The 21111-nt window shown below is 64.4% G+C and carries 16 protein-coding genes and 1 tRNA gene; 9 read left to right on the top strand and 8 right to left on the bottom strand.

Translation table 11 applies throughout. The features are described from left to right. The first annotated feature begins 5 nt into the window (after positions 1-5). From H7U20_RS04535 to H7U20_RS04525, 3 genes are all read left to right on the top strand, one after another. On the top strand, positions 6-1553 hold the full coding sequence (locus H7U20_RS04535; RefSeq protein ID WP_199518408.1) for a GMC family oxidoreductase: 1548 nt from the start codon (positions 6-8) through the stop codon (positions 1551-1553). A gap of 112 nt (positions 1554-1665) precedes the next feature. Beyond that, positions 1666-2019, top strand: coding sequence for a type II toxin-antitoxin system RelE/ParE family toxin (locus H7U20_RS04530; RefSeq protein ID WP_199518407.1), 354 nt, complete (start codon positions 1666-1668; stop codon positions 2017-2019). Between the two features lie 54 nt (positions 2020-2073). After that, on the top strand, positions 2074-2544 hold the full coding sequence (locus H7U20_RS04525; RefSeq protein ID WP_199518406.1) for an addiction module antidote protein: 471 nt from the start codon (positions 2074-2076) through the stop codon (positions 2542-2544). 81 nt (positions 2545-2625) lie between these two features. Here the strand turns inward: H7U20_RS04525 and H7U20_RS04520 are convergent, their stop codons facing one another. Together H7U20_RS04520 and H7U20_RS04515 are read right to left on the bottom strand one after the other, a co-directional pair. Then, a complete protein-coding gene (locus tag H7U20_RS04520; RefSeq protein WP_199518405.1) occupies positions 2626-3492 on the bottom strand; it encodes an SDR family oxidoreductase in 867 nt (288 codons plus the stop codon). Between the two features lie 44 nt (positions 3493-3536). Continuing rightward, positions 3537-4196, bottom strand: coding sequence for an O-methyltransferase (locus H7U20_RS04515; RefSeq protein WP_199518404.1), 660 nt, complete (start codon positions 4194-4196; stop codon positions 3537-3539). Positions 4197-4325: 129 nt separating this feature from the next. Here H7U20_RS04515 and H7U20_RS04510 point away from each other — a divergent pair, with 129 nt between their 5' ends. The 3 genes from H7U20_RS04510 to H7U20_RS04500 all read left to right on the top strand — a co-directional run bounded on the left by H7U20_RS04510 (position 4326) and on the right by H7U20_RS04500 (position 6679). Continuing rightward, positions 4326-5012, top strand: a complete 687-nt coding sequence (locus H7U20_RS04510; protein ID WP_199518403.1) for a TetR family transcriptional regulator — start codon at positions 4326-4328, stop codon at positions 5010-5012. Positions 5013-5141: 129 nt separating this feature from the next. Continuing rightward, positions 5142-5459, top strand: a complete 318-nt coding sequence (locus H7U20_RS04505; protein WP_199518402.1) for a helix-turn-helix domain-containing protein — start codon at positions 5142-5144, stop codon at positions 5457-5459. Then, positions 5456-6679: a type II toxin-antitoxin system HipA family toxin gene (locus tag H7U20_RS04500; protein ID WP_199518401.1), complete on the top strand. Its 1224-nt coding sequence runs from the start codon at positions 5456-5458 to the stop codon at positions 6677-6679. The genes H7U20_RS04505 and H7U20_RS04500 overlap by 4 nt, the downstream gene beginning before the upstream one ends. Before the next feature lie 149 nt (positions 6680-6828). On the opposite strand, the gene H7U20_RS04495 is transcribed toward H7U20_RS04500, so the two are convergent. Continuing rightward, positions 6829-6904, bottom strand: a tRNA-Arg gene (locus H7U20_RS04495). A 199-nt stretch (positions 6905-7103) separates the two neighbouring features. Here H7U20_RS04495 and H7U20_RS04490 point away from each other — a divergent pair. Further along, entirely contained in the window at positions 7104-7664 is a 561-nt protein-coding gene (locus H7U20_RS04490; protein WP_199518400.1) for a c-type cytochrome, read from the top strand. Positions 7665-8005: 341 nt separating this feature from the next. Here the strand turns inward: H7U20_RS04490 and H7U20_RS04485 are convergent, their stop codons facing one another. The 5 genes from H7U20_RS04485 to H7U20_RS04465 form a co-directional block, all read right to left on the bottom strand. Continuing rightward, a complete protein-coding gene (locus H7U20_RS04485) occupies positions 8006-10078 on the bottom strand; it encodes a M13 family metallopeptidase (protein WP_370593075.1) in 2073 nt (690 codons plus the stop codon). Positions 10079-10203: 125 nt separating this feature from the next. Then, on the bottom strand, positions 10204-12300 hold the full coding sequence (locus H7U20_RS04480; RefSeq protein WP_370593074.1) for a M13 family metallopeptidase: 2097 nt from the start codon (positions 12298-12300) through the stop codon (positions 10204-10206). 123 nt (positions 12301-12423) lie between these two features. Continuing rightward, positions 12424-14448: a M13 family metallopeptidase gene (locus H7U20_RS04475; RefSeq protein ID WP_199518399.1), complete on the bottom strand. Its 2025-nt coding sequence runs from the start codon at positions 14446-14448 to the stop codon at positions 12424-12426. A gap of 197 nt (positions 14449-14645) precedes the next feature. Next, the gene (locus tag H7U20_RS04470) at positions 14646-16952 is read right to left on the bottom strand and encodes a TonB-dependent receptor plug domain-containing protein (RefSeq protein WP_199518398.1); all 2307 of its coding nucleotides are present in this window, start codon (positions 16950-16952) and stop codon (positions 14646-14648) included. Between the two features lie 228 nt (positions 16953-17180). Next, entirely contained in the window at positions 17181-17774 is a 594-nt protein-coding gene (locus H7U20_RS04465; RefSeq protein ID WP_233410494.1) for a hypothetical protein, read from the bottom strand. 362 nt (positions 17775-18136) lie between these two features. On the opposite strand from H7U20_RS04465, the gene H7U20_RS04460 reads away from it, so the two are divergent. Then, positions 18137-19591 (top strand): S41 family peptidase, encoded by a 1455-nt coding sequence (locus H7U20_RS04460; protein ID WP_199518397.1) that lies wholly within the window; start codon positions 18137-18139, stop codon positions 19589-19591. 366 nt (positions 19592-19957) lie between these two features. Continuing rightward, on the top strand, positions 19958-21079 hold the full coding sequence (locus H7U20_RS04455; protein WP_199518396.1) for a beta-ketoacyl-ACP synthase III: 1122 nt from the start codon (positions 19958-19960) through the stop codon (positions 21077-21079). The last annotated feature ends 32 nt before the right edge of the window (positions 21080-21111 follow it).

Here is a 21111-nt window from a genome sequence, read left to right as displayed (position 1 = left end):
AAAATATGACCGTACACAGCACAATTTTTGATTTCGTCATCCTGGGCGGCGGTTCCGCCGGCGCCGTGTTGGCGAACCGCCTGTCCGAGGACGGCCGCCACCAGGTCTTGCTGGTCGAAGCCGGCCGCGCCTTCGATGCCGACGAGTATCCCGAGGCCATCTACAGCAGCAACATCATCGCCGCCAATGGCGACGCCCGCTACGAATGGGGCTACCACGCCACGCCGGTCGAGCAGGCCCAGGCGGTGTATGCGCCGCGCGGCAAGGTGCTCGGCGGCAGCTCGGCGATCAACGGCGCCGTCGCCTGCCGCGCCCTGCCCTTCGACTTCGCCCGCTACGCCGCCAAGGGCCTGCAAGGTTGGAGCTTTGACGAGGTGTTGCCCTACTACAAGAAAATGGAGAGCGCCCCGCACGGCGACGAGCAATGGCACGGCCGCGACGGCCCCCTGCCAATACACCAGATGAGCCTGGACTACATCACGCCGGTGCAACGCGCCATGGTCGAGGCGTGCTGGGCGCTGGGAGCGAACAAGGTCGACGACTTCAACAATCCGCAAGCGAACAACGGCGCCGGCCCGAATCCGATGAACGTAGTCAACGGCGTGCGCGTCAACACCGGAATGGCCTACCTCCCGCGCGCGGTGCGGGCGCGGGCCAACTTGGCGATTTTGGACCGCAGCGTGATCGACAAGCTGCTGTTCAAGGACGGCAAGGTGCAGTCGGCGCTGTTGCTCGGCGGCCTGACGGTGCAGGGCAAGGAGTTCATTCTCAGCGCCGGCGCCTACGGTTCGGCCGCCATCCTGCTGCGTTCCGGCATCGGCCCGAAGGCGGACCTGGCGGCACTGGATATTCCCCTGGTGAGGGATGCGCCGGTCGGCGTCCGCTTGCTCGACCACGCCTTCTTCTGGATGAACTTCAGCGGCAAGCAGGAACTGAAGGGTTTGGAGCATCCGGTGGTCGGCGCCCAGTTGTGGACCAACTCCTCGCTGGCCAGTTCAACACGGGAACTCGACATCGGCATTTCGCCGTCCCATCTGCTCGATCCGGCCAGCAGCCCGACCGGGGTGGCGTTTTCCCTCGGCCTGGAACTGATGCACTGTACTTCCGAAGGCCGCCTGCGCCTGCGCAGCCGCGATCCGCAAGATGCCCCGCTCATCGAACTGAACCACCTGACCAGCGAGGACGACATGCAACGGATGGTGGAGTGCTTCCGCCTGGCCAGAAAACTGGCCGCCACGGAACCGTTGAAAAGCCTGATCGTGGCGGAGATGTACCCCGGCCCCGCCGTCGACGACAGCGACGAGCAGATCCGCGCGGCGCTGGCGCAAGGCGTCGGCACCCTGCAACATCCCTGCTCGACCGCGCCGATGGGGCTGCCGGACGACCCGCGCGCCGTGGTCGACGCGCAAGGCCGCGTCCACGGCGTGGCGGGCCTGCGCGTGATCGACGCTTCGATCTTGCCGGAAATTCCGCTGATTAACTTGAATCCGACCATCATCATGATGGCGGAAAAGTTGGCCGATACGATCAGGGCGTCGGCCCGGATGGCATAGACGGCAGCCTGCTGCCCGGATCGCCGACGCCACCCGGGGCAGCTCCCCGCCCCAGGTGAATCACTTCTCGAATTTGATTGATGCTCAGTAATCGATCGAATACAATTCAAGTATGAAAACCGCACAGCGTTCCAAGAGGTTCCGCGAATGGTTCGATGGCTTGCCAGACGCAACAATCCGGGCGGCGATTTCGCAACGAATTGAACGACTGGAAAGGGGGCTTCCTGGAGATGTTGGGTCTGTCGGCAATGGCGTCCATGAATTGCGCATCCACCTTGGCTCTGGCTGGCGTATCTACTACATTGAGGTGGGCGCTACCCTTATCCTGCTACTCGGCGGCGGCACCAAGAGAACTCAACAAGCGGATATCAATCAGGCGCGCAAAACCGTTCTGGATTTAGAAGAGAAGCAGCGGGATGGCAAGAGGGCAGCTCCGGCGGCCAAGCCGGCCTCTCGCAAGAAGTAACTGTCGTCCCGCTTGAAGATTCACATCACTCTTTTGTCACGTAGGAATTTCACCATGCCCAACGAGCACAACCTTACGCTGGAAGATTTGGAAAGCCTGGAACTCGACGAGTTCGATGCTTCCGAATACCTGAGCAGCGACGAAGCCATTGCCGCCTACCTCACAGAAGCGCTGGAGTGCGGGGACGCGGGCTTGGTGGCTCAAGCGCTGGGAAATGTTGCCCGTGCTCGTGGCATGGCGGAGATCGCGCAAAAAACTGGCTTGGCCCGCGAGAGCTTATACAAAGCACTGCGCGCGAATAGCCAGCCACGCCTGGACACGGTAAGCAAGGTTCTCAGCGCATTCAATTTGCGTCTTGTCGCAGAGGTAATTCCACCGGAGCAGAGAGCAACGATGCCATCCGCTTTGGGGCAAGTCGAGACCTTGAAAAAACCAACTATTCAGCGTAGTTCAACTGCGAAACAAAACGACAAGCCGGCGCGGACAAAGATACTGGCAACAAAGAAGAAAGCCCTACCCGCCTAGTAAAAACTGAAGCAACAGCAGCGCGAAGAGGCGCCATCGTGGCAGCTCCCCGCGTCACGAAAGCCCCGGGGCACCGTTCGATCAAGCGGCGTAGTAGCCGGGCTGATCCAGATCGGCGAGCAGGCTCGGGCCTTCCGGCTTCCAGCCGAGCAGTTCGCGCGTGCGCGCACTGGACACCGACATGTCCGCGCCGGCAAAGTGGGCGAACCAGCCGAAATGCTCGCGTTCCCTCGATTCAACCGGCAGGCCCAGGCGCCGACCGATCACTTCGGCAATGGCCTTGAAGGTCACGGCGTCGTCGGCGACCGCGTGATAGGCCGCTTCCGTCACGCCTTGCTCCAGCGCAAGGCGGTAGACGCGCGCGGCATCAAGCCGGTGTACACCCGCCCAACAGTTCCGCCCCTCGTCCAAATAAGCCGATACCCCTTTTTCCTGTGCCAAGCGAATCAACAGCGGGACGAAGCCGTAATCGCCCAGACCGTGGACCGACGGCGCAAGGCGTACCGTCGCCGCGCGCACGCCGCGCTCGGCCAATGCTCGCGCGGCCGCTTCGGATTTGCGCGGTGAGGCCGGATTGGGCCGATCCGACTCGCTGGACCCCAGCGCCAGTCCGAGCAGGCCGGAGGTCACCAGCAATGGATGGCTCGATCCTTCCAAGGCAGCGCCCAGCGCTTCGATGACGCGCCGGTCCTGCTCGGCGTTCTCGATGAATTTGGAAAAGTCATGGTTGAACGCGGTGTGAATCACTGCGTCCACCTGCGACGCGGTGCGGCGTAGCGCATCAAGATCGTCGAGCGTGGCCAGCAGGACGTTCGCGCCGGCGGCAGACAGTTGGGCCGCCTTGAGGTCGGAGCGGGCCAAGCCGGTGACCTGGTGGCCAGCGGCGACCAGATCCTGAACCACGGCGGAGCCGACCCATCCGGTGGCACCTGTGACAAATACGTGCATTGTTAATTCTCCTCAGTTGAAATTGACCGGACCGGTCTTCGGGTTTAAGCCAGCCTCATCGACAGCTCCAGCTCTGCGCTGAGCGGAATGGACAAGTAGCCGCTACCGGGTGCGCGCACATGCGCCAAGTAGTCGGGGCAATAGTCGGTGTTGTCGGCCACGATCAGCGCACCCGGACGCAGGTGGCCTTCGACCAATGCCAGGATGTCGCCATAAAGCGCCTTGGCGCCATCGAGCAACAGCAGGTCGACGGTGGCGGGAAGATCGGTCGCCAGCGTGGTCAGCGCGTCGCCTTCGCGGATTTCCACCAGGTCGGCCAAGCCACCTTCGCTCAGATGTTCGCGCGCCCGCGCCACTTTGGACGGCTCGAACTCGCTGCTGATGAGACGGCCGCCGCCGTTGTCGCGCAAGGCTGCGGCCAGGTGCAGCGTGGAGATGCCGAACGAGGTGCCGAATTCGACGATGTTCCGGGCTTTCGCGTTGCGTGCCAGCATATACAGCAGCATGCCGGTTTCGCGCGAGACCGGCAGCCACAGGTCCTTCAGCAGACCGTAGAAGCGGAGATATTCCGTCTTGCTGTGCATCAGACGTTCGCGCTCTTCGCGGGAGACGCCGGCGATGGCCGGGCTGGTCGCCGCGTCGGCCTGCGCGAACAGACGGTCCAGCAAAGGGGCCAGCGGTGTGGTGGTCAGTGTGGTGGTCATTGATGTGTCCTTCATGGGATTGACGTGGTGTGAAGTTTCGCTAAAATGCGACTGATTCGTCGCATGGAAATAATACGACGGATTAGTCGCATTCGCTATTCGCATTCATTTCGGAGATGTCACACCACCATGAGCAAACAGCAGACCCCGCAGATTTCCTCGCGCAAACAACCCAAGCAGGCGCGCTCGACAGAACTCGTCGCGGCGATCCTGCAAGCGGCTATTCAGGTTTTGGCCAAGGAAGGGGCACAGCGCTTCACCACCGCGCGCGTCGCGGAGAAGGCCGGAGTCAGCGTGGGCTCGGTGTATCAGTACTTCCCAAACAAGGCGGCGATCCTGTTCCGGCTGCAAAGCGACGAGTGGCAGCAGACGACAGACATGTTGCGCAGCATATTGGAGGAGGTTCAGAAGCCGCCGCTGGAACGGCTACGCGCACTGGTGCTCGCCTTCATTCGGTCGGAGTGCGAGGAGGCGGAAATGCGCGTGGCGCTCAATGATGCCGCGCCGCTCTACCGCGACGCACCCGAAGCACAGGCGGCGCAGGCGGCGGGGGAGCGCATTTTCGACACCTTCATGCAGGAGGTGCTGCCCACGGTGGCGCAGGAAAGCCGTGTGTTGGCCAGCGACTTGATTATCACCACGCTCAGCACTGTGGGAAAAAACTTTTCGGAAAGCACGCGCACGCCCGCCGAGATCGAAGTCTACGCGGCGGCAATGGCCGACATGTTCGCCGCCTACTTGGGCAATATCGAAGGCCATTCGCAACATCCCGCGACATGGATTGCAAATGAAGCCATTCGGAGTGAGTATCAATAATCCGAAGTTAAAGCCTTAAAAACAACGATAAATTCATATATTTGAAGTTGTCTTAAAGAGAATTTGATTGAAACTCATTTAAATACTAAAATATTGAAATTATCCGCCATATATTGAGATAACTTCAGAATGTTGGATTTTACATTCGCAACACCATCCGAACTCTGCAAGGAAATAGCATCGCGTGTCAAAGCGCAACGCATGCGCCTAGAGCTCTCCCAACCTGAACTCGCGCAGCGCGCGGGCGTAGCATTGGGCACCGTGTCTGGTTTTGAAAAGACCGGGAAGGCCACGCTTGAAACTTTGTTGCGCCTCGTCGTAGCCTTGGGCCTGACAAAAGAACTCGAACCGCTCTTTTTGCAGAAGCCGACGTCGATCAAAGAACTCGAAGAGGCCAGCAGGCCTGTTCGCCAACGCGTCCCTCGAAAGATTAAAAGGGCTTCATGAAAAAGCTCAACATCAATTTTTGCGGATGGGGGCAAAACTGGCACCTCGGCACCCTTGCACACGAAGGGCGTGCCCTACTATTCGAATACTCGGACGAGGCGCTGCAGCGGGGCGTGGAGCTATCGCCAATTTATTTGAAGCTGCGCAAAGTGGCCTATTCGAATTTTCCCAGCACTCAAGAGAACTTGCCGGGCTTGATCGCCGATTCCTTGCCTGACGGCTGGGGCCGGCTTCTGATGGACCGCTACTTCCAAAAAAATGCGCGCGACCTGGCCAGCATCTCCCCGCTGGACCGACTGGCGTTCATCAATGACCGTGCGATGGGCGCGCTGGTTTTTACCCCTCCCGATGAGCTGAGCCACGACCCAGAATATCAAGAGTTGCGGGTGTTGGCGGAGGGCGCACAGGCGGTCTTGGCCGGCCAGGATACGGCCACCCTTCAGCAGTTGGCGCTTACCGGTGGTTCACCCCACGGCGCGCGGCCGAAGGTTCTCGTTCAGTACAACACCGCCACAGCGCAGGTCAGCACCGAGCGAGCGGCGCCAGGCGCGGCATGGCTTGTCAAATTTCAAGCCCAAGCTGAAGCGAAGGAAGTCTGTGCCATCGAGAAGCTTTACGCCACCATGGCGGAGAAGTGCGACCTGGACATGCCCGCCACGAAATACTTCGACCTGACCCCGAAGTTGGCCGGCTTCGGGATCGAGCGCTTTGATCGCAAACGCGGCATGCGGGTGCCGACCTTGAGCTTGGCCGCGCTGCTCGACGACAATTTCCGCTTGCCGACGCGGGACTACGAGGTGTTCTTGAAAGCGACAAGAACGCTGACCAAGGACGAACGGCAGGTGAAGAAGGCTTTCGAACGATGCGTGTTCAATGTCGTCTTCAACAACCGCGATGACCACACCAAGAATTTCGCCTACGTGATGAACGAATCGATGCAGTGGGAGCTGGCGCCGTGCTACGACCTGACGTACAACGTCGGCGTTGGGGGGGAGCACCAGATGACGATCAGCGGTGAAGGTCGCAACCCGGGGCTCAAACACCTGCTGGCGCTGGCGACCGCAGTCGATCTGTCCGAGGCATGGGCTAGGCAAACGATCGAGCGCATCACCACCGTAGCGGGGACCTTAGCCACTCATGCAAAGGGTGTCGGCATCAAGCCGGCCACGCTGAGCACCATCAAAAACGCCATCGAAGCCAACCGGAGGCGAATGGCTTAGCCGAGGGTGATCGACGGATGCGCTGTGGGACGCCATCCTGCCAATTAACGGCTGGCATCGTCGCTGGACGGGATGGGCAGCTATACGAAATAACGCATCACATCGCCAAGCAACGCAAGGGTTAAATATTTGATTTATATGGGGAAATATGGTGCGGCTGGCTGGAATCGAACCAGCGACCCTTGGCTTCGGAGGCCAATACTCTATCCACTGAGCTACAGCCGCACGGGGAACTACTTGAAGTGACCCGAAGGATACCGTCTTTCGCCCTTGCCGTCCATGAAAAGTGTCGTATTGCAGAGCGACCACATTCCAAGGAGGGGTTTTTGAGTCTATAATCGCGGGTTTGGCGAGGTTTGCAAATCAGCATGCAAAACGGCTTTCTCGCTCCGGTCCCAGCTTCGAAACCTGTATTAAGGAAATCATGAGCGACGCACACAACGAACACGAATCCGCCATCAGAACGCCAAAACAATTGGTCGCCGCCGTCATCGGCTTCTTCGCGATCACCGTCATCGGGATCATCTTGCTGGTTCAATACGTGACTGCCGACAAGCTGACCGGCGCCGGCTCCGAGAGCCAGACACCGGACGCCATCGCCGCCCGCCTGAGCCCGGTCGCCAACGACGGCTTCACCCTGAAGGACGCCAACGGTCCGAAAGTGCTGCAATCGGCCGAGACCGTCTACACCGCCGTCTGCGCCGCCTGCCACGCCAGCGGCGCCGCCGGCGCACCGAAATTCGGCGATGCCGGCGCCTGGTCGGCGCGTATCGCCCAAGGCTACGACACCGTGCTCAAGCACGCGATCGAAGGTATCCGCGCCATGCCGGCCAAGGGCGGCAATCCGGATCTGGACGACGTCGAAGTGGCCCGCGTGGTGGTCTACATGGCCAACAGCGCCGGCGCCAAGTTCAAGGAACCGGCCGTGCCGGCTCCAGCGGCCGCCGAAGGCGCCGCAGCGGCACCGGCGGCTTCGGCCAAGTAAGCCGGCCCCGCCAGGCGCCGACCCCGTCGGTGTCGGACACAAAAAACCCGCTGGCGCGAGCCAGCGGGTTTTTTTGCGTCCGCTCGCGGCGCCGCGGCGCGGCGCGCACGGCCCGGTACGGCCGGCGCAACAGTCGGCTGCAGCGGCGCGGTTCGTCAAGGTGCCAAGGATGGCGGCGAACCCCACCGGCGAAGAGCCGGGGTCAGACCCCCAGGGGTCTGACCCCAGTTTGCGCCTTGGGGTTTTGTCGGCGTCCCGCTAAGCTGAGAAGACGCAAAAAAGGGCCGCACAGCGTGCGGCCCTTTTCGATTGCCTCGACGCGCCGTGGCGCGGCTAGGCGCTTACCACATGATGACGCGGTCTTTCGGCGCCAGGTACATCTTGTCGCCTTCCTTGACGCCAAACGCGCTGTAGAAGCCCGGTTGGTTGCGCATCGTGCCGTTGGCGCGGAACTGGCCGGGCGAGTGCGGGTCGGTCTTGATCTGCACGATCTGCTGCGGTTCGCGCATCTTCATGCGCCAGACCTGGGCGAAGCCCATGAAGAAGCGCTGGTCGCCGGTCAAACCGTCGATCACCGGCGCCGGCTTGCCCTTCAACGACAGCTTGTAGGCCTTGTAGGCGATCGCCACGCCGGAGTTGTCGGCGATGTTCTCGCCCAGGGTCAGCTCGCCGTTGACGTTGTAGCCCGGCAGCGGGCTGAACTCGCCGTACTGCTTGACCAGCATCTTGGTCTTGGCTTCGAAGTTCTTGTGGTCCGACTTGGTCCACCAGTCGCGCAGATTGCCGTCGCCGTCGTACTGGGCGCCCTGGTCGTCGAAGCCGTGGCTGATCTCGTGGCCGATCACGCCGCCGATGGCGCCGTAGTTGACCGCGTCATCCGCGTTGGCGTCGAAGAACGGCGCCTGCAGGATCGAGGCCGGGAAGACGATCTCGTTCATCTCCGGATTGTAGTAGGCGTTCACCGTCTGCGGCGTCATGCCCCACTCTTCGCGGTCGATCGGCTTGCCCAGCTTGTTGAGCTCCTTGTTGTACTCGAACTGGTGCGAACGCAGCACGTTGCCCAGCAGGTCGTCCTTGACGACGTCCAGCTTCGAGTAGTCGCGCCAGTGGTTCGGGTAGGCGATCTTGGTGGTGAACTTGGCCAGCTTGGCTTGCGCCTGCTTCTTGGTGACCGGGCTCATCCAGTCGAGCTTGTCGATGCTGGTCTTGTAGGACGCCAGCAGGTTCTTCACCAGCGCTTCCATGCGCGCCTTGCGCTCGGCCGGGAAGTGGGCTTCGACGTACAGCTTGCCGACGCTCTCGCCCAGCGCGCCTTCGGTGACGCTGACGCCGCGCTTCCAGCGCGGCCGCATCTCGGTCACGCCGCTCAGCACGGTGCCGTAGAAGGCGAAGTTTTCTTCGACGAAGGCCTTCGACAGGTAGGGCGCGCTGGCGCGGATCGCCTGCCATTGGAAGTAGGCCTTCCAGGCGTCGATCGATGTGGCGGCCAGCACCTCGTTGAAGCCCTTGAAGTAGCTCGGCTGGCTGACGATCACATAGCTGACCTTGCCGGCGACGCCGGTTTCCTTCAGGTAGCCGGCCCAATCGTAGCCTGGGCTCAGCTCGCCCAGCTTGGCGACGTCGACCTTGTTGTAGGCCTTGACCGGGTCGCGCAGTTCGACCTTGCTCCACTGGATCTTGGCCAGTTCGGTTTCCAGCGCGACGATGGCCTTGGCCGAGGCGGCGGCGTTGGCGTCGCCGGCCAGGCTCAGCATCTTGGCGACGTGCAGCTCGTACTTGGCCAGCGCGTCGGCCATTTTGGCGTCGTCTTTTTTCAGGTAGTAGTCGCGGTCGGGCAGACCCAGGCCGTCCTGGTACAGGTCGGCGACGTACTTGGTCGAATCCTTGTTGTCCTGGTGAACGCCGTAGCCGTACGGTGCGCCGAAGCCCAGCTGGTTGAAGCGGGCGATCAGGGCCGGGATCTGTTTCTTGTCGCTCAGGGCGGCGACCTTGTCCAGTTCGCCGTTCAGCGGGCTCAGGCCCAACTGTTCGAGGCGGGCCTCGTCCATGAAGCTGGCGTAGAAGTCGCCGATGCGCTGGGCGTCGGAGCCGGCGGCTTTGGACAGCGCGTTGGCGGCGCCTTCGATGATGGCGCGCAGCTGCGGCTGGATGTCGTCGCGCAGCTTGGCGAAGGAGCCCCAGCTCGACTTGTCGGCCGGGATCTCGGTGTTGGCCAGCCACTTGCCGTTCAAGTGGGTGAAGAAGTCGTCCTGGGCGCGCACGGCAGGCTCGATGTATTCGGTGGCGATGCCCGACACCATCTTGGCGCTGGCGGTTTTGGCGCTGGCCGGTGCGGTGGCGGCGGCCTTGTCGGCGGCGCCGGCGTAGCCTGCGATCAGGCTGAGGGTTAATGCACTTAACAAATAACGATTCACGGAATTATCCCCATTGTTTATAACGAAAAAGGTGTGACACCCAGGACTTTTGGCCCATCTCCCACTGTAGCATATCGAGGCCGCCGCAGGACCTGGCTTGTCACACCGGGCCGGCTAGGTCCGGCTCACCACATCTGCACCCGCTCCTTCGGCGGCAGGTACATCTTGTCGCCCGGCTTGACCTCGAAGGCGTTGTAGAAGCCCGGCTGGTTGCGCACCGTGCCATTGGCGCGGAACTGGTCCGGCGAGTGCGGATCGCTCTTCAGGTAGACGATCTGCTGGGCCTCGCGGATCTTGCTGCGCCAGACCTGGGCGAAGCCCATGTAGAAGCGCTGGTCGCCGCTCAAACCGTCGATCACCGGCGCCGCCTTGCCGCCCAGCGAAATCTGGTAGGCCTTGTAGGCGATGGCGATGCCGGAATTGTCGGCGATGTTCTCGCCCAGGGTCAGCTCGCCGTTGACGAAGTAGCCCTTGACCGGGCTGAAGGCGCCGTACTGCTTGATCAGCATCTTGCTCTTGGCGGCGAACTGCTGGTGGTCGGCCTTGCTCCACCAGTCGCGCAGGTTGCCGTCGCCGTCGTACTGGGCGCCCTGGTCGTCGAAGCCGTGGCTGATCTCGTGGCCGATCACCGCGCCGATGCCGCCGTAGTTGACGGCGTCGTCGGCCTCGGCGTCGAAGAAGGGCGGCTGCAGGATCGCCGCCGGGAAGACGATCTCGTTCATCTCCGGGTTGTAGTAGGCGTTCACCGTCTGCGGCGTCATGCCCCACTCTTCGCGGTCGATCGGCTTGCCCAGCTTGGCCAGCTCGCGGTTGTAGGCGAACTCGGAGGCGCGCACCACGTTGCCCAGCAGGTCGTCGCGCTTGACCACCAGCTCGGCGTAATCGCGCCACTTGTTCGGATAGCCGATCTTGGTGGTGAACTTGGCCAGCTTGGCCTGCGCCTGCTTCTTGGTCGCCGGACTCATCCAGTCCAAGGTGGCGATGCTGCCCTGGTAGGCCGCCAGCAGGTTCTTCACCAGCGTGTCCATGCGCGCCTTGCGCTCGGCCGGGAAGTGCTGCTCGACGTAGAGCTTGCCCAGGCTCTCGCCCAGCGCGCCGTCGGTGACGTTGACGCCGCGTTTCCAACGCGGCTCCATCTCGCTGACCTCGCGCAGCGCCGTGTGGTACATGGCGAAGTTCTCGTCGACGAAGGCCTTGCTCAGGTAGGGCGCGCTCTCGTGCAGCAGATGCCACTGGAAGTAGGCCTTCCAGGTGGCCAGCGGGGTTTTCGCCAGCAGGGCGGCGTAGCCCTTCAGATAAGTCGGCTGGCCGACGATGACGTAGTCGACCTTGCCGACCAGGCCGGCGTCGGCCAGGTAGCCGGCCCAGTCCATGCCCGGGGTCAGCGCGCCCAGCTTGTCGAGCGCGACCTTGTTGTAGGCCTTGACCGGATCGCGCAACTGCACCTGGGTCCATTGCGCCTTGGCCAGCGCCGTCTCCAGCGCGACGATGGCCTTGGCCGAGGCGGCCGGCGTCGGGTGGTCGGCCAGGTTCAGCATGTTGGCGATGTGGCGCTGGTACTGGGCGAGGATCTTGGCCAGCTTGGCGTCGTCCTTTTTCAGGTAGTAGTCGCGGTCGGGCAGGCCGAGGCCGGACTGGCCGATGTCGGCGACGTACTTGGTCGAATCCTTGTTGTCCTGGTGGATGCCGATGGCGTAGGGCGCGCCCAGGCCGAGGCGGTTGAAGTGGGCGATCAGCGCCGGCAGGTCGCGCTTCTCCTGCACCGCGTCGATGCGTTCGAGTTCCTCCTTGAGCGGCTCCAGGCCGAGCTGTTCGAGGCGGGCCTCGTCCATGAAGCTGGCGTAGAAGTCGCCGATGCGCTGGGCGTCCGAGCCGGGCGCGGCGTGGCCGCCGGCCTCGGCGGCGGCGCGCTCGATGATGGCGCGCAGTTGCGGCTTGGTGTCGTCGTCGAGCTTCTCGAAGGCGCCCCAGCTGGAGCGGTCGGACGGAATCGCCGTGTTGGCCAGCCACTTGCCGTTCAGGCTGGCGAAGAAGTCGTCCTGCGCCCGCACCGCCGGGTCCATGTTCTCGACGGCGATGCCGGAACGCAGCGCGGCGCCGGCCGGCTTGGCGATGTTGGCGTTGGCGTTGGCGTTGGCATTGGCGTTGTCGGCCGCGCCGACGCCGCCGGCGGCGCCGGCCAGCAGGGCCAGCGTCAAGGCGCTCAATAGATGTGCTTTCACGTTCTTCTCTCCCGGATGGATGGCGAGCGGACAAGGTGTCGCCAACGCGGCGACTGTATCATGGCTGAATCGAGGGAATAACAAAAAAGCCACACGAGGTGGCTTTTTTGTTGGTTTTTGCTATCACCAAATGATGACGCGCTGCTCAGGCGCCAGGTACATCTTGTCGCCCTGTTTGACGTCGAAGGCCTCGTAGAAGCCGTTCTGGTTCATCATCGTGCCGTTGGCGCGGAACTGGCCCGGCGCGTGCGGGTCGGTCTTGATCTGCACGATCTGCTGCTGCTCGCGCATCTTGCTGCGCCAGACCTGGCCGAAGCCCATGTAGAAGCGCTGGTCGCCCGTCAGGCCGTCGATCAGCGGCGCCGGCTTGCCGCCCAGCGACAGCTTGTAAGCCTTGTAGGCGATCGCCACGCCGGAGTTGTCGGCGATGTTCTCGCCCAGGGTCAGCGCGCCGTTGACGTTGTAGCCGGGCAGCGGGCTGTAGCCGTTGTACTGCTTGACCAAGGCGTCGGTCTTGGCCTTGAAGTTGACGCGGTCGGCCTTGCTCCACCAGTCGCGCAGGTTGCCGTCGCCGTCGGACTGGCTGCCCTTGTCGTCGAAGCCGTGGCTGATCTCGTGGCCGATCACGGCGCCGATGGCGCCGTAGTTGACGGCGTCGTCGGCGCGCGCGTCAAAGAACGGCGGCTGCAAAATCGCCGCCGGGAAGACGATCTCGTTCATGCTCGAATTGTAGTAGGCGTTGACGGTCTGCGGCGTCATGCCCCACTCCTCGCGGTCGATCGGCTTGCCCAGCTTGTCGACCATGCGCTGGTAGGCGAAGTGCGAGGCGCGCATGACGTTGCCGGCCAGGTCGGCCTGGCTGATCGCCAGCTTGGAATAGTCGCGCCACTTGTTCGGGTAGCCGATCTTCGGCGTGAACTTGGCCAGCTTGGCTTGCGCCTCCTTCTTGGTTTCCGGGCTCATCCAGTCGAGCGTGTCGATCGATTGCTGGTAGGACGCCAGCAGGTTCTTCACCAGCGCCTCCATGCGCGCCTTGCGCTCGGGCGGGAAGTGCTGCGCCACGTAGAGCTTGCCCAGGCCTTCGCCCAGCGCCTGCTCGACCACGCGCACGCCGCGCTTCCAGCGCGGCTCCATCTCGGTCACGCCGGAGATGACGGTGCCGTAGAAGGCGAAGTCGGCGTCGGCGAAGGGCTTCGACAGGTAGGGCGAGGCGTCGCGCAGCAACTGCCATTCGAGGTAGGCCTTCCAGGTGGCCAGCTCGGTCTGGGCCAACACCTTGTCGAAGCCGCTCAAATAGCTGGGCTGGTTGACGATCACATAGTCGGTCTTGCTGGCCACGCCGGCGGCGGCCAGCGCGTGCTTCCAGTCGTAGCCGGGCGACAGCTCGGCCAGCTTGTCGATGGCCATCTTGTTGTAGCGCTTGACCGGGTCGCGGTTCTCCACCTTGGTCCACTGTACCTCGGCCAGCGCGGTCTCCAGCGCGACGACGGCCTTGGCGTGGTCGGCGGCGTGCTTGTCGCCGGCCAGCTTGAGCGTGGTCTCGACGTGGGCCTGGTATTTGACCAGCACGGCGGCCAGCTTGGCGTCGTCCTTCTTCAGGTAGTAGTCGCGGTCGGGCAGGCCCAGGCCGCTCTGGCTGATGCCGACGGCGTAGCGGGTCGACTCGCGCGCGTCCTGGCTGACGTAGACGGCGTAGGGGGCGGGCACGCCGATCTGCGCCAGGTGGGCGATCAGCGCGGGCAGGCCCTTCTTGTCCTTCAGCGAGCGGATCGCGCTCAATTCGCCGGTGAGCGGCTTGATGCCCATGGCGTCGAGTTTTTTCTCGTCCATGAAACTGGCGTACAGGTCGCCGATCTTCTGCGCGTCGCCGCCGGCCTTCTTGCTCTTGTCCTGCTGGGCCGCCTCGACGATGGCGCGCAGTTGCGGCAGCGTGTCGTCGCGCAGCTTGGCGAAGGAGCCCCAGCTCGACTTGTCGGCCGGGATCTCGGTGCTCTTGAGCCATTGGCCGTTCAGGTGCAGGAAGAAGTCGTCCTGGGCGCGCACGGCCGGGTCGATGTACTGCGTCTCGATGCCGGACGACAGCGCCGGGGCGCTCGGTTCGGCGGCGTTGGCGAAGGCCGTCAGCAGGCCGAGGGTCAGGGTGCTCATCAGATGTCGTTTCACTGGATGTCCTTATGGGGCATGGTAACAGGGGAAGGCGGTCGGCCGTCCCCGGGAAGGGTTTGCGACTGTAGCATGGCGGGCGCGGACGCGAAGGATAAATTGAGCCCACCCACAGGCGCAAATCTGGGGTCGGACCCGGCGGTCCGACCCCGGCACTCTGCCCTTGGGTGGTTTTTGGAGGCTTAGAACCTGGTTTCGAGTTTGATGCTCCAGACCCGGTAGGTCTGGTTGCTCGTGCTGGCCAGCTGGGTCAGGCCGTTGGTGGTGACCACGTTGCCGCCCCATGCGTCCTCGGCCAGCAGGTTGTTGAGCGAGACGCGCAACTGGGTGTGGGCGTCGAACTTCCACAGGCCGTACAGGTCGACGGCGCGCTTGCGGCCGCTGTCGATCAACTGGGTGGCGCTGGTCTGCACGGTGACGGCCGGGGTCCAGTTGAAGCTGCCGCCCAGGGTCAGCGGCAGGGCCTTCATGCGGTAGTCCAGGCCCAGGTTGGCGGTCTGCCTGGCCTGCTGGTCGAGCCGGTTGTCGGGGCCGGGGATGCCGTCGACGCGCGACCAGAAGCGGCTGTAGTTGACGCGCAAGTCGAGCGCCGGCGCGTCCTCGACCAGCTCGGCCAGCTGGAACTTGGCCTCCAGCTCGACGCCGCTGGTGCGGGCGTGGCCGACGTTCTCCGGCCGCGACACCCAATGCAGGCCGTCGGCCATTTGCTGCTGGCTCAGGCTGCGGCGGATCAGGTTGTCGATGTCGCGCACGAAGCCGCTGACGCTGACGATGCCGCTGCGGCCCAGGTAGTGTTCGTAGGCCAGGTCGAGGCCGGTGGCCAGCTCGGGCTTCAGGTCGGGATTGCCCATGCGGTCGGGCCGGGTCGGATCGCCGATCCAGTGCGACAGCGCCGGCAGGGCGATCAGGTCCTGCACGTTGGCCGCCTTGTAGCTCTTGGTCAGGCTGGCGCGCACCTGGTCTTTTTCGTGGCCGGGAATGCGCCAGACGCCGTGCAGCAGCGGGCTGAACACGCTGCTGCTGTTGCTGATGTCGCCGCCGGCGCGGCTGCTGGTGGTGCGGATGCCCTCCCAGCGCAGGCCGAAGTAGGCGGCCCACTGCGGCGAGATGTCCCACTCGTCCTGGGCGAACACGGCCAAGCGGCGGGTGTCGGCGCTGAGGTTGTCGCCGGAGTCGGAGAACTGCGGCAGGCCGTCCTTGTCGAGCGAGGTCTTGGTCTGGCTGCGGTGGGCGCTTTCGACGTCCCAGCCGGCCGCCAGCGAGTGGTCGCGGCCGAGCGGCGCGGTGTACTTGCCGCCGGTGCTGAAGCTGCGGTCGCGCGTGCTGTCGCTGTCCTTGAAACGCTCGAGCAGGACGCCGTTGCCGTCGTACTGGTTGCGCAGCGAGTCGTTGCTGCTGTGGCCGCTACCGAAGCCGAACTTGACGTCCAGCTTGGCGGCGCCCTCGAACTTGTGGAGCCAGTTGCCGAAGCCGCGCAGGAAGGTATTGCTGCCGTGCGTGTCGCTCTGCGCCAGGCTGTACTCGGGCGGGCGCAACCAGGCCGGCGGCACGGCGTCGCCCTGGCTCAGCACGCTGCTGCTGCGACCGTCGCTGCGCAGGCTCATCAGGAAGGGTTGGAAGTTCAGCGTGTCGCCGTTGTCGAACTTGTAGGACAGCCGCGGCGTGAAGTGGATGCCGCGTCCGGTGCGGCTGCTGTCGTCGCGCAAGGTCTGCTCCTTGCGGGCGACGCCGTCGGCGTCGGTGTCGAGGTCGTAGGTTTGGCCCTGGTCGTGCTGGCGGTTCTCGAAGATCGAGCCGGACAGCAGCAGCGTCGCCGCGCCGATCTTCAGCGGCGCGGTCAGCGAGAGGTTGGGCGCGCGGCGGCCCTGCTCGATCGAGTCGGTCAGCTTGAGCTGGTAGTCCTTCTGCTGGTAGCCGTCGCGCAGCACGATGTTGATGGTGCCGGCGATGGCGCGGGTGCTGTGCTCGGCCACCGGGCCGCGCATGATCTCGACGCGCTCGACCTGGTCGGGCGACAGCGAGTCCATCGAGAAGCCGGCCGGCGGCCGTTCGCCGTTCAGCAGCACCTGGGTGTAGCCGCTGCCCAGGCCGCGCATGCGGATTTCGCCGCCACGGCCGGGGCGGCCGCCGATGGTCACGCCGGGCAGGCGCTTGAGGATGTCGCCGAGGTTGCTGTCGCCGTTGCGGTCGAGCTCCTCGCGGCCGTAGACCTGTTTGCCGGCGGTGGAGCGGCGGCGCTCGTCCATGTCGTCGGCGCGGGCGCCGCTGATGGTGACCTGCGGCATGACCTTGCCGTCGGGCGACAGCAGCGGCGCGGCGGACTTGCCGGCGGCGGCGGGTTTGCTGGAGAGACTGGCTGGCTTGGCGGCTGGCTGGAGGGTGGACGGGGACTGCTCGGAAACGGCCTCGGCCGGCGCGGTCTGGGCATAGACCTCGCTGGCGGCGGCGCCCAACAGGGCCAGGCAGGCGAAGGGAATCAGTTTGCTCATAGCTTCATCAAATGGAGTGGCCGGCGCGCGGACGGCGCGGGCAAACACGCCGCAGGGGCGTGCGCCTGCATTCTAATGCCGGGCCGGCCGGGCGGCGGCGGCGGCGGCCGTTTTTTACTTTAGGATACACATCCAACAACACCGGCGCGGCGCCGTCCTGACGCTGCGCGCGCACGGCGCCGCGCCGTGGTGCGACGCGGTTCGATGCGGTGCGACGCCAGCGCCGGCTCAACCACCCGGCGTGCCGATGCCGACGCCGCCCATGCCGGCGCCGCCCCTGCCACGGCCGCCACCCTGGCGGTGTTCGCCGCCCTCCTCCTTGCCGCGTGGCGTGGCGCCGGGGCGGGCTCCGCTGTCGGCGGCGCGCAGCAGTTGCTCGGCCGCCAGCGCGGCGACCTTGCCGCGCTGGGTTTCATCCAAGGCATCGTTGACATTCAACCACCATTCGCGCGCCTGTTTTTCCTCGGCGGCGGCGGCGGCCGTTTCCGCGTCGAGCGCGCCGACCAGGTCGCGCAACTCGACCCGGGCGCCGGCCAGGCCGGCCTGGGTGGCCGTCTGCAAGCGCTCGCGGCGGGCATGCCGCTCGCGCATCAACTGGCGCGTCTTGTTCTCGGTCTGCTGCCACAGCGTTTGCTGGTTGGCGTTCAGGTTCAGGGTCTTCCTCAATTCGGACGCCATCGGCAACAGGTCGTCCAAGCTCAAGTCCATCACCGGCAGGGCCTGCGCCGGCAAGGCGGCCGCGCTCAGCAGCAAGACGCCGCCCAGCAGGCTTAGGCGGCCGGAAAGCTTGTTCGATATCAAAAAAAGCGGGGAAGACGACATGGCTGCTCCAGACGAAAGGCATGCTGTTGGGATGGCACAAAAAAAAGCCTGCGCAAGGAGGCGCAGGCAAAAACCACTTCAGGGTAGAGAGAAATACAGGTTCAGTGTAGGTCTGGCCCGGCGGCCGGGCCCGAAGTCTTACAATTGCTTACGCCCGCCACCGTGGCGGAAACACCGCATACAAAACTGTAACGCCAGCCCGCATTCCGGGCTGTTAAGGTAAAACCGGGTAAAGCCAGAAATAGATTACGCGACGGCTACTACGTTTGCCGGAAATCAGGTTTATACTGATTCCAGCGCGTTTCCTACCGCTAGCATGGGCTGCGCAGGAGAAATGCGCGATACGCATCGACAGGTGACACATGGGCAAGAAATTGAAGAATACCGGGCTGATCGGTCTGGGCGTGGTGGCCGGCATCGCCGTGTCGCTGCAGTTTTCCGCGATGGCGCAAAAGCCTGTCGACCCGGCCCTGCCGCTGGAGGAATTGCGCCAGCTGGCCGATGTGTTCGGCCTGATCAAGTCCGACTATGTCGAGGTGGTGGACGACAAGAAATTGCTGACCGAGGCCATCTCCGGCATGGTCGCCTCGCTCGACCCCCACTCCGCCTACCTCGACAAGAAAGCCTACGCCGAGCTGCGCGAAGGCTCGCAGGGCAAGTTCGTCGGCCTGGGCATCGAGATCGGCCAAAGCGAGGACGGCTATATCCGCATCGTCGCGCCGATCGAGGACTCGCCGGCCTGGCGCGCCGGCATCAAGGCGGGCGACCTGATCACCCGGCTCGACTCGACCCCGGTCAAGGGCATGAGCCTGGACGACTCGGTGAAGAAGATGCGCGGCGAGCCGCACAGCAAGGTCAGCCTGACCATCCTGCGCAAGGACGAGCCGCAACCGATGGTGTTCGTCATCGCCCGCGAGGAGATCCACCAGAAGAGCGTCAAGGCGAAAATGGTCGAGCCCGGCTACGCCTGGCTGCGCGTGGCGCAGTTCCAGGAACCGACGGTGGACGACCTGGCCGCCAAGATCAACGAGCTGTACAAGCAGGACCCGCATTTGAAGGGCCTGGTGCTGGACCTGCGCAACGACCCGGGCGGCGTGCTGCAGGGCGCCATCGGCGTCTCCGCCGCCTTCCTGCCGAAGGACTCGGCGATCGTCTCGACCAACGGCCAACTGCCCGACCAGAAGCAGATCTACTACGGCCGCCCCGAGTACTACGCGCTGCGCAGCGACAGCGACGCGTTGGCGCGCCTGCCCGAGGCGGTGAAGAAGGTGCCGATGGTGGTGCTGGTCAACACCGGTTCGGCCTCGGCCTCGGAGATCGTCGCCGGCGCGCTGCAGGACTACAAGCGCGCCACCATCATCGGCAGCCAGACCTTCGGCAAGGGCTCGGTGCAGACCATACGCCAGTTGTCGGCCGACACCGCCGTCAAGCTGACCACGGCGCGCTACTACACGCCGAACGGCCGCTCGATCCAGGCCAAGGGCATTTCGCCCGACCTGCTGGTCGACGAGAACGCCGACGGCGACGGCCTGAACAGCCTGCGCACGCGCGAGGCCGACCTCGACAAGCATCTGAGCAACGACCGCGACCCGGAGGCCGCCAAGACCCGCCGCGACGAGCTCGAGGAGCAACTGCGCGTGGTGGCGATGGAGAAGAAGCGCAAGCCGCTGGAATACGGCAGCGGCGAGGACTTCCAGCTGAGCCAGGCGCTGAACCATTTGAAGGGCCTGCCGGTGCAACTGGCCAAGGTCGAGCCGAAGCTGGTGCAGGTCGACGCGGCGGGCGCCGCCGCGGCCAAGCCGGCGGCGAAGAAATAGCCCGGCCGGCCGCGGGAGGCCACAGCGGCACCACAGCGGTATAGCGACACCACAGCGGCGCCCCACGGGCGCCGTTTTTTCATCCCGACTCGGCCGCCGTGGCGAAACGGGCTTGGCCCGAGGGCCGCCGGCTTGAGAAAACCCAGCGGCGTAAATCCAGGGTCAGACCCCCGGGGGTCCGACCCTGGCTCTTTGCCTGTGGGTGGTTTTTGGGCCGCCGGCACCTTGACCGGGGCACCACAGCCGAGTCCGCCGCCAGTGGTCAAAAAGGAAGCAGAAATCAGAAAATACGCAGCTAATGCCCGCCATTGTGTAGAATTTGCTCCATTATGGCGACAGCCAATTATTCAATTTGAAAGTTTACCAATGAAACAAGCCGTCATCAGCGGAACCGGCCTCTTCACGCCGACCCAATCGATCTCGAACGAAGAACTGGTCGCCAGCTTCAACGCCTACGCCGAACAGTTCAACGCCGACAACGCCGCCGCGATCGATGCCGGCAGCGTCGCCGCGCTGGAGTTGTCCAGCGTCGCCTTCATCGAGAAGGCCTCCGGCATCAAGTCGCGCTACGTCATGGAGAAGGCCGGCATCCTCGATCCGAGCCGCATGGTCTCGCGCATCGCCGAGCGCGGCGACGACGAGCTGTCGCTGCAGGCCGAGATCTGCGTGGCCGCCGCCAAACAGGCGCTGGACAACGCCGGCCGCACGGCCGCCGACATCGACATGGTGCTGGTCGCCTGCAGCAATATGCAGCGCGGCTATCCGGCCATGGCGGTCGAGGTGCAGGGCGCGCTGGGCATCGCCGGCTACGGCTTCGACATGAACGTGGCCTGCTCCTCGGCCACCTTCGGCATCCAGACCGCCGTGGCGGCGGTGCAGAGCGGCCAGGCGCGCGCCGTGCTGGTGCTCAACCCGGAGATCACCAGCGGCCACCTGAACTGGCGCGACCGCGACAGCCACTTCATCTTCGGCGACGCCTGCACCGCCATCGTCGTCGAAGCGGCCGACGCGGCCGTGTCGCGGCAGCGCTTCGAGATCGTCGAGACCAAACTGAAGACCAGCTTCTCCAACAGCATCCGCAACAACTTCGGCTTCCTCAACCGCTTCGACGAGGCGGGCATCGGCCAGCCGGACAAGCTGTTCCGCCAGCAGGGCCGCAAGGTGTTCAAGGACGTCTGCCCGATGGCCGCCGAGATGATCAAGACCACCCTGGCCGGCGCCGGCCTGGAAGTGGCGCAGGTCAGCCGCTACTGGCTGCACCAGGCCAACCTGAACATGAACCTGCTGATCAGCCGCCTGGTGCTGGGCCGCGACGCCGAGCCGGGCGAGGCGCCGGTGATCCTCGACACCTACGCCAACACCTCGTCGGCCGGCTCCATCATCGCCTTCCACAAGCACAAGGACGACCTGGCCGCCGGCGCGCTCGGCGTGATCTGCTCCTTCGGCGCCGGTTACTCGATCGGCTGCGTGGTGGTGCGCAAGCTGTAATTCCCCGGCGTGGGGGGGGGGGGGGGGGGGGG

The organism is Rugamonas violacea (genome assembly GCF_016461825.1).
In the GTDB taxonomy this organism is placed as follows: domain Bacteria; phylum Pseudomonadota; class Gammaproteobacteria; order Burkholderiales; family Burkholderiaceae_D; genus Rugamonas.
The sequence above is the reverse complement of the archived record's forward strand: the minus strand, read 5'-3'. Positions and strand labels throughout refer to the sequence as shown.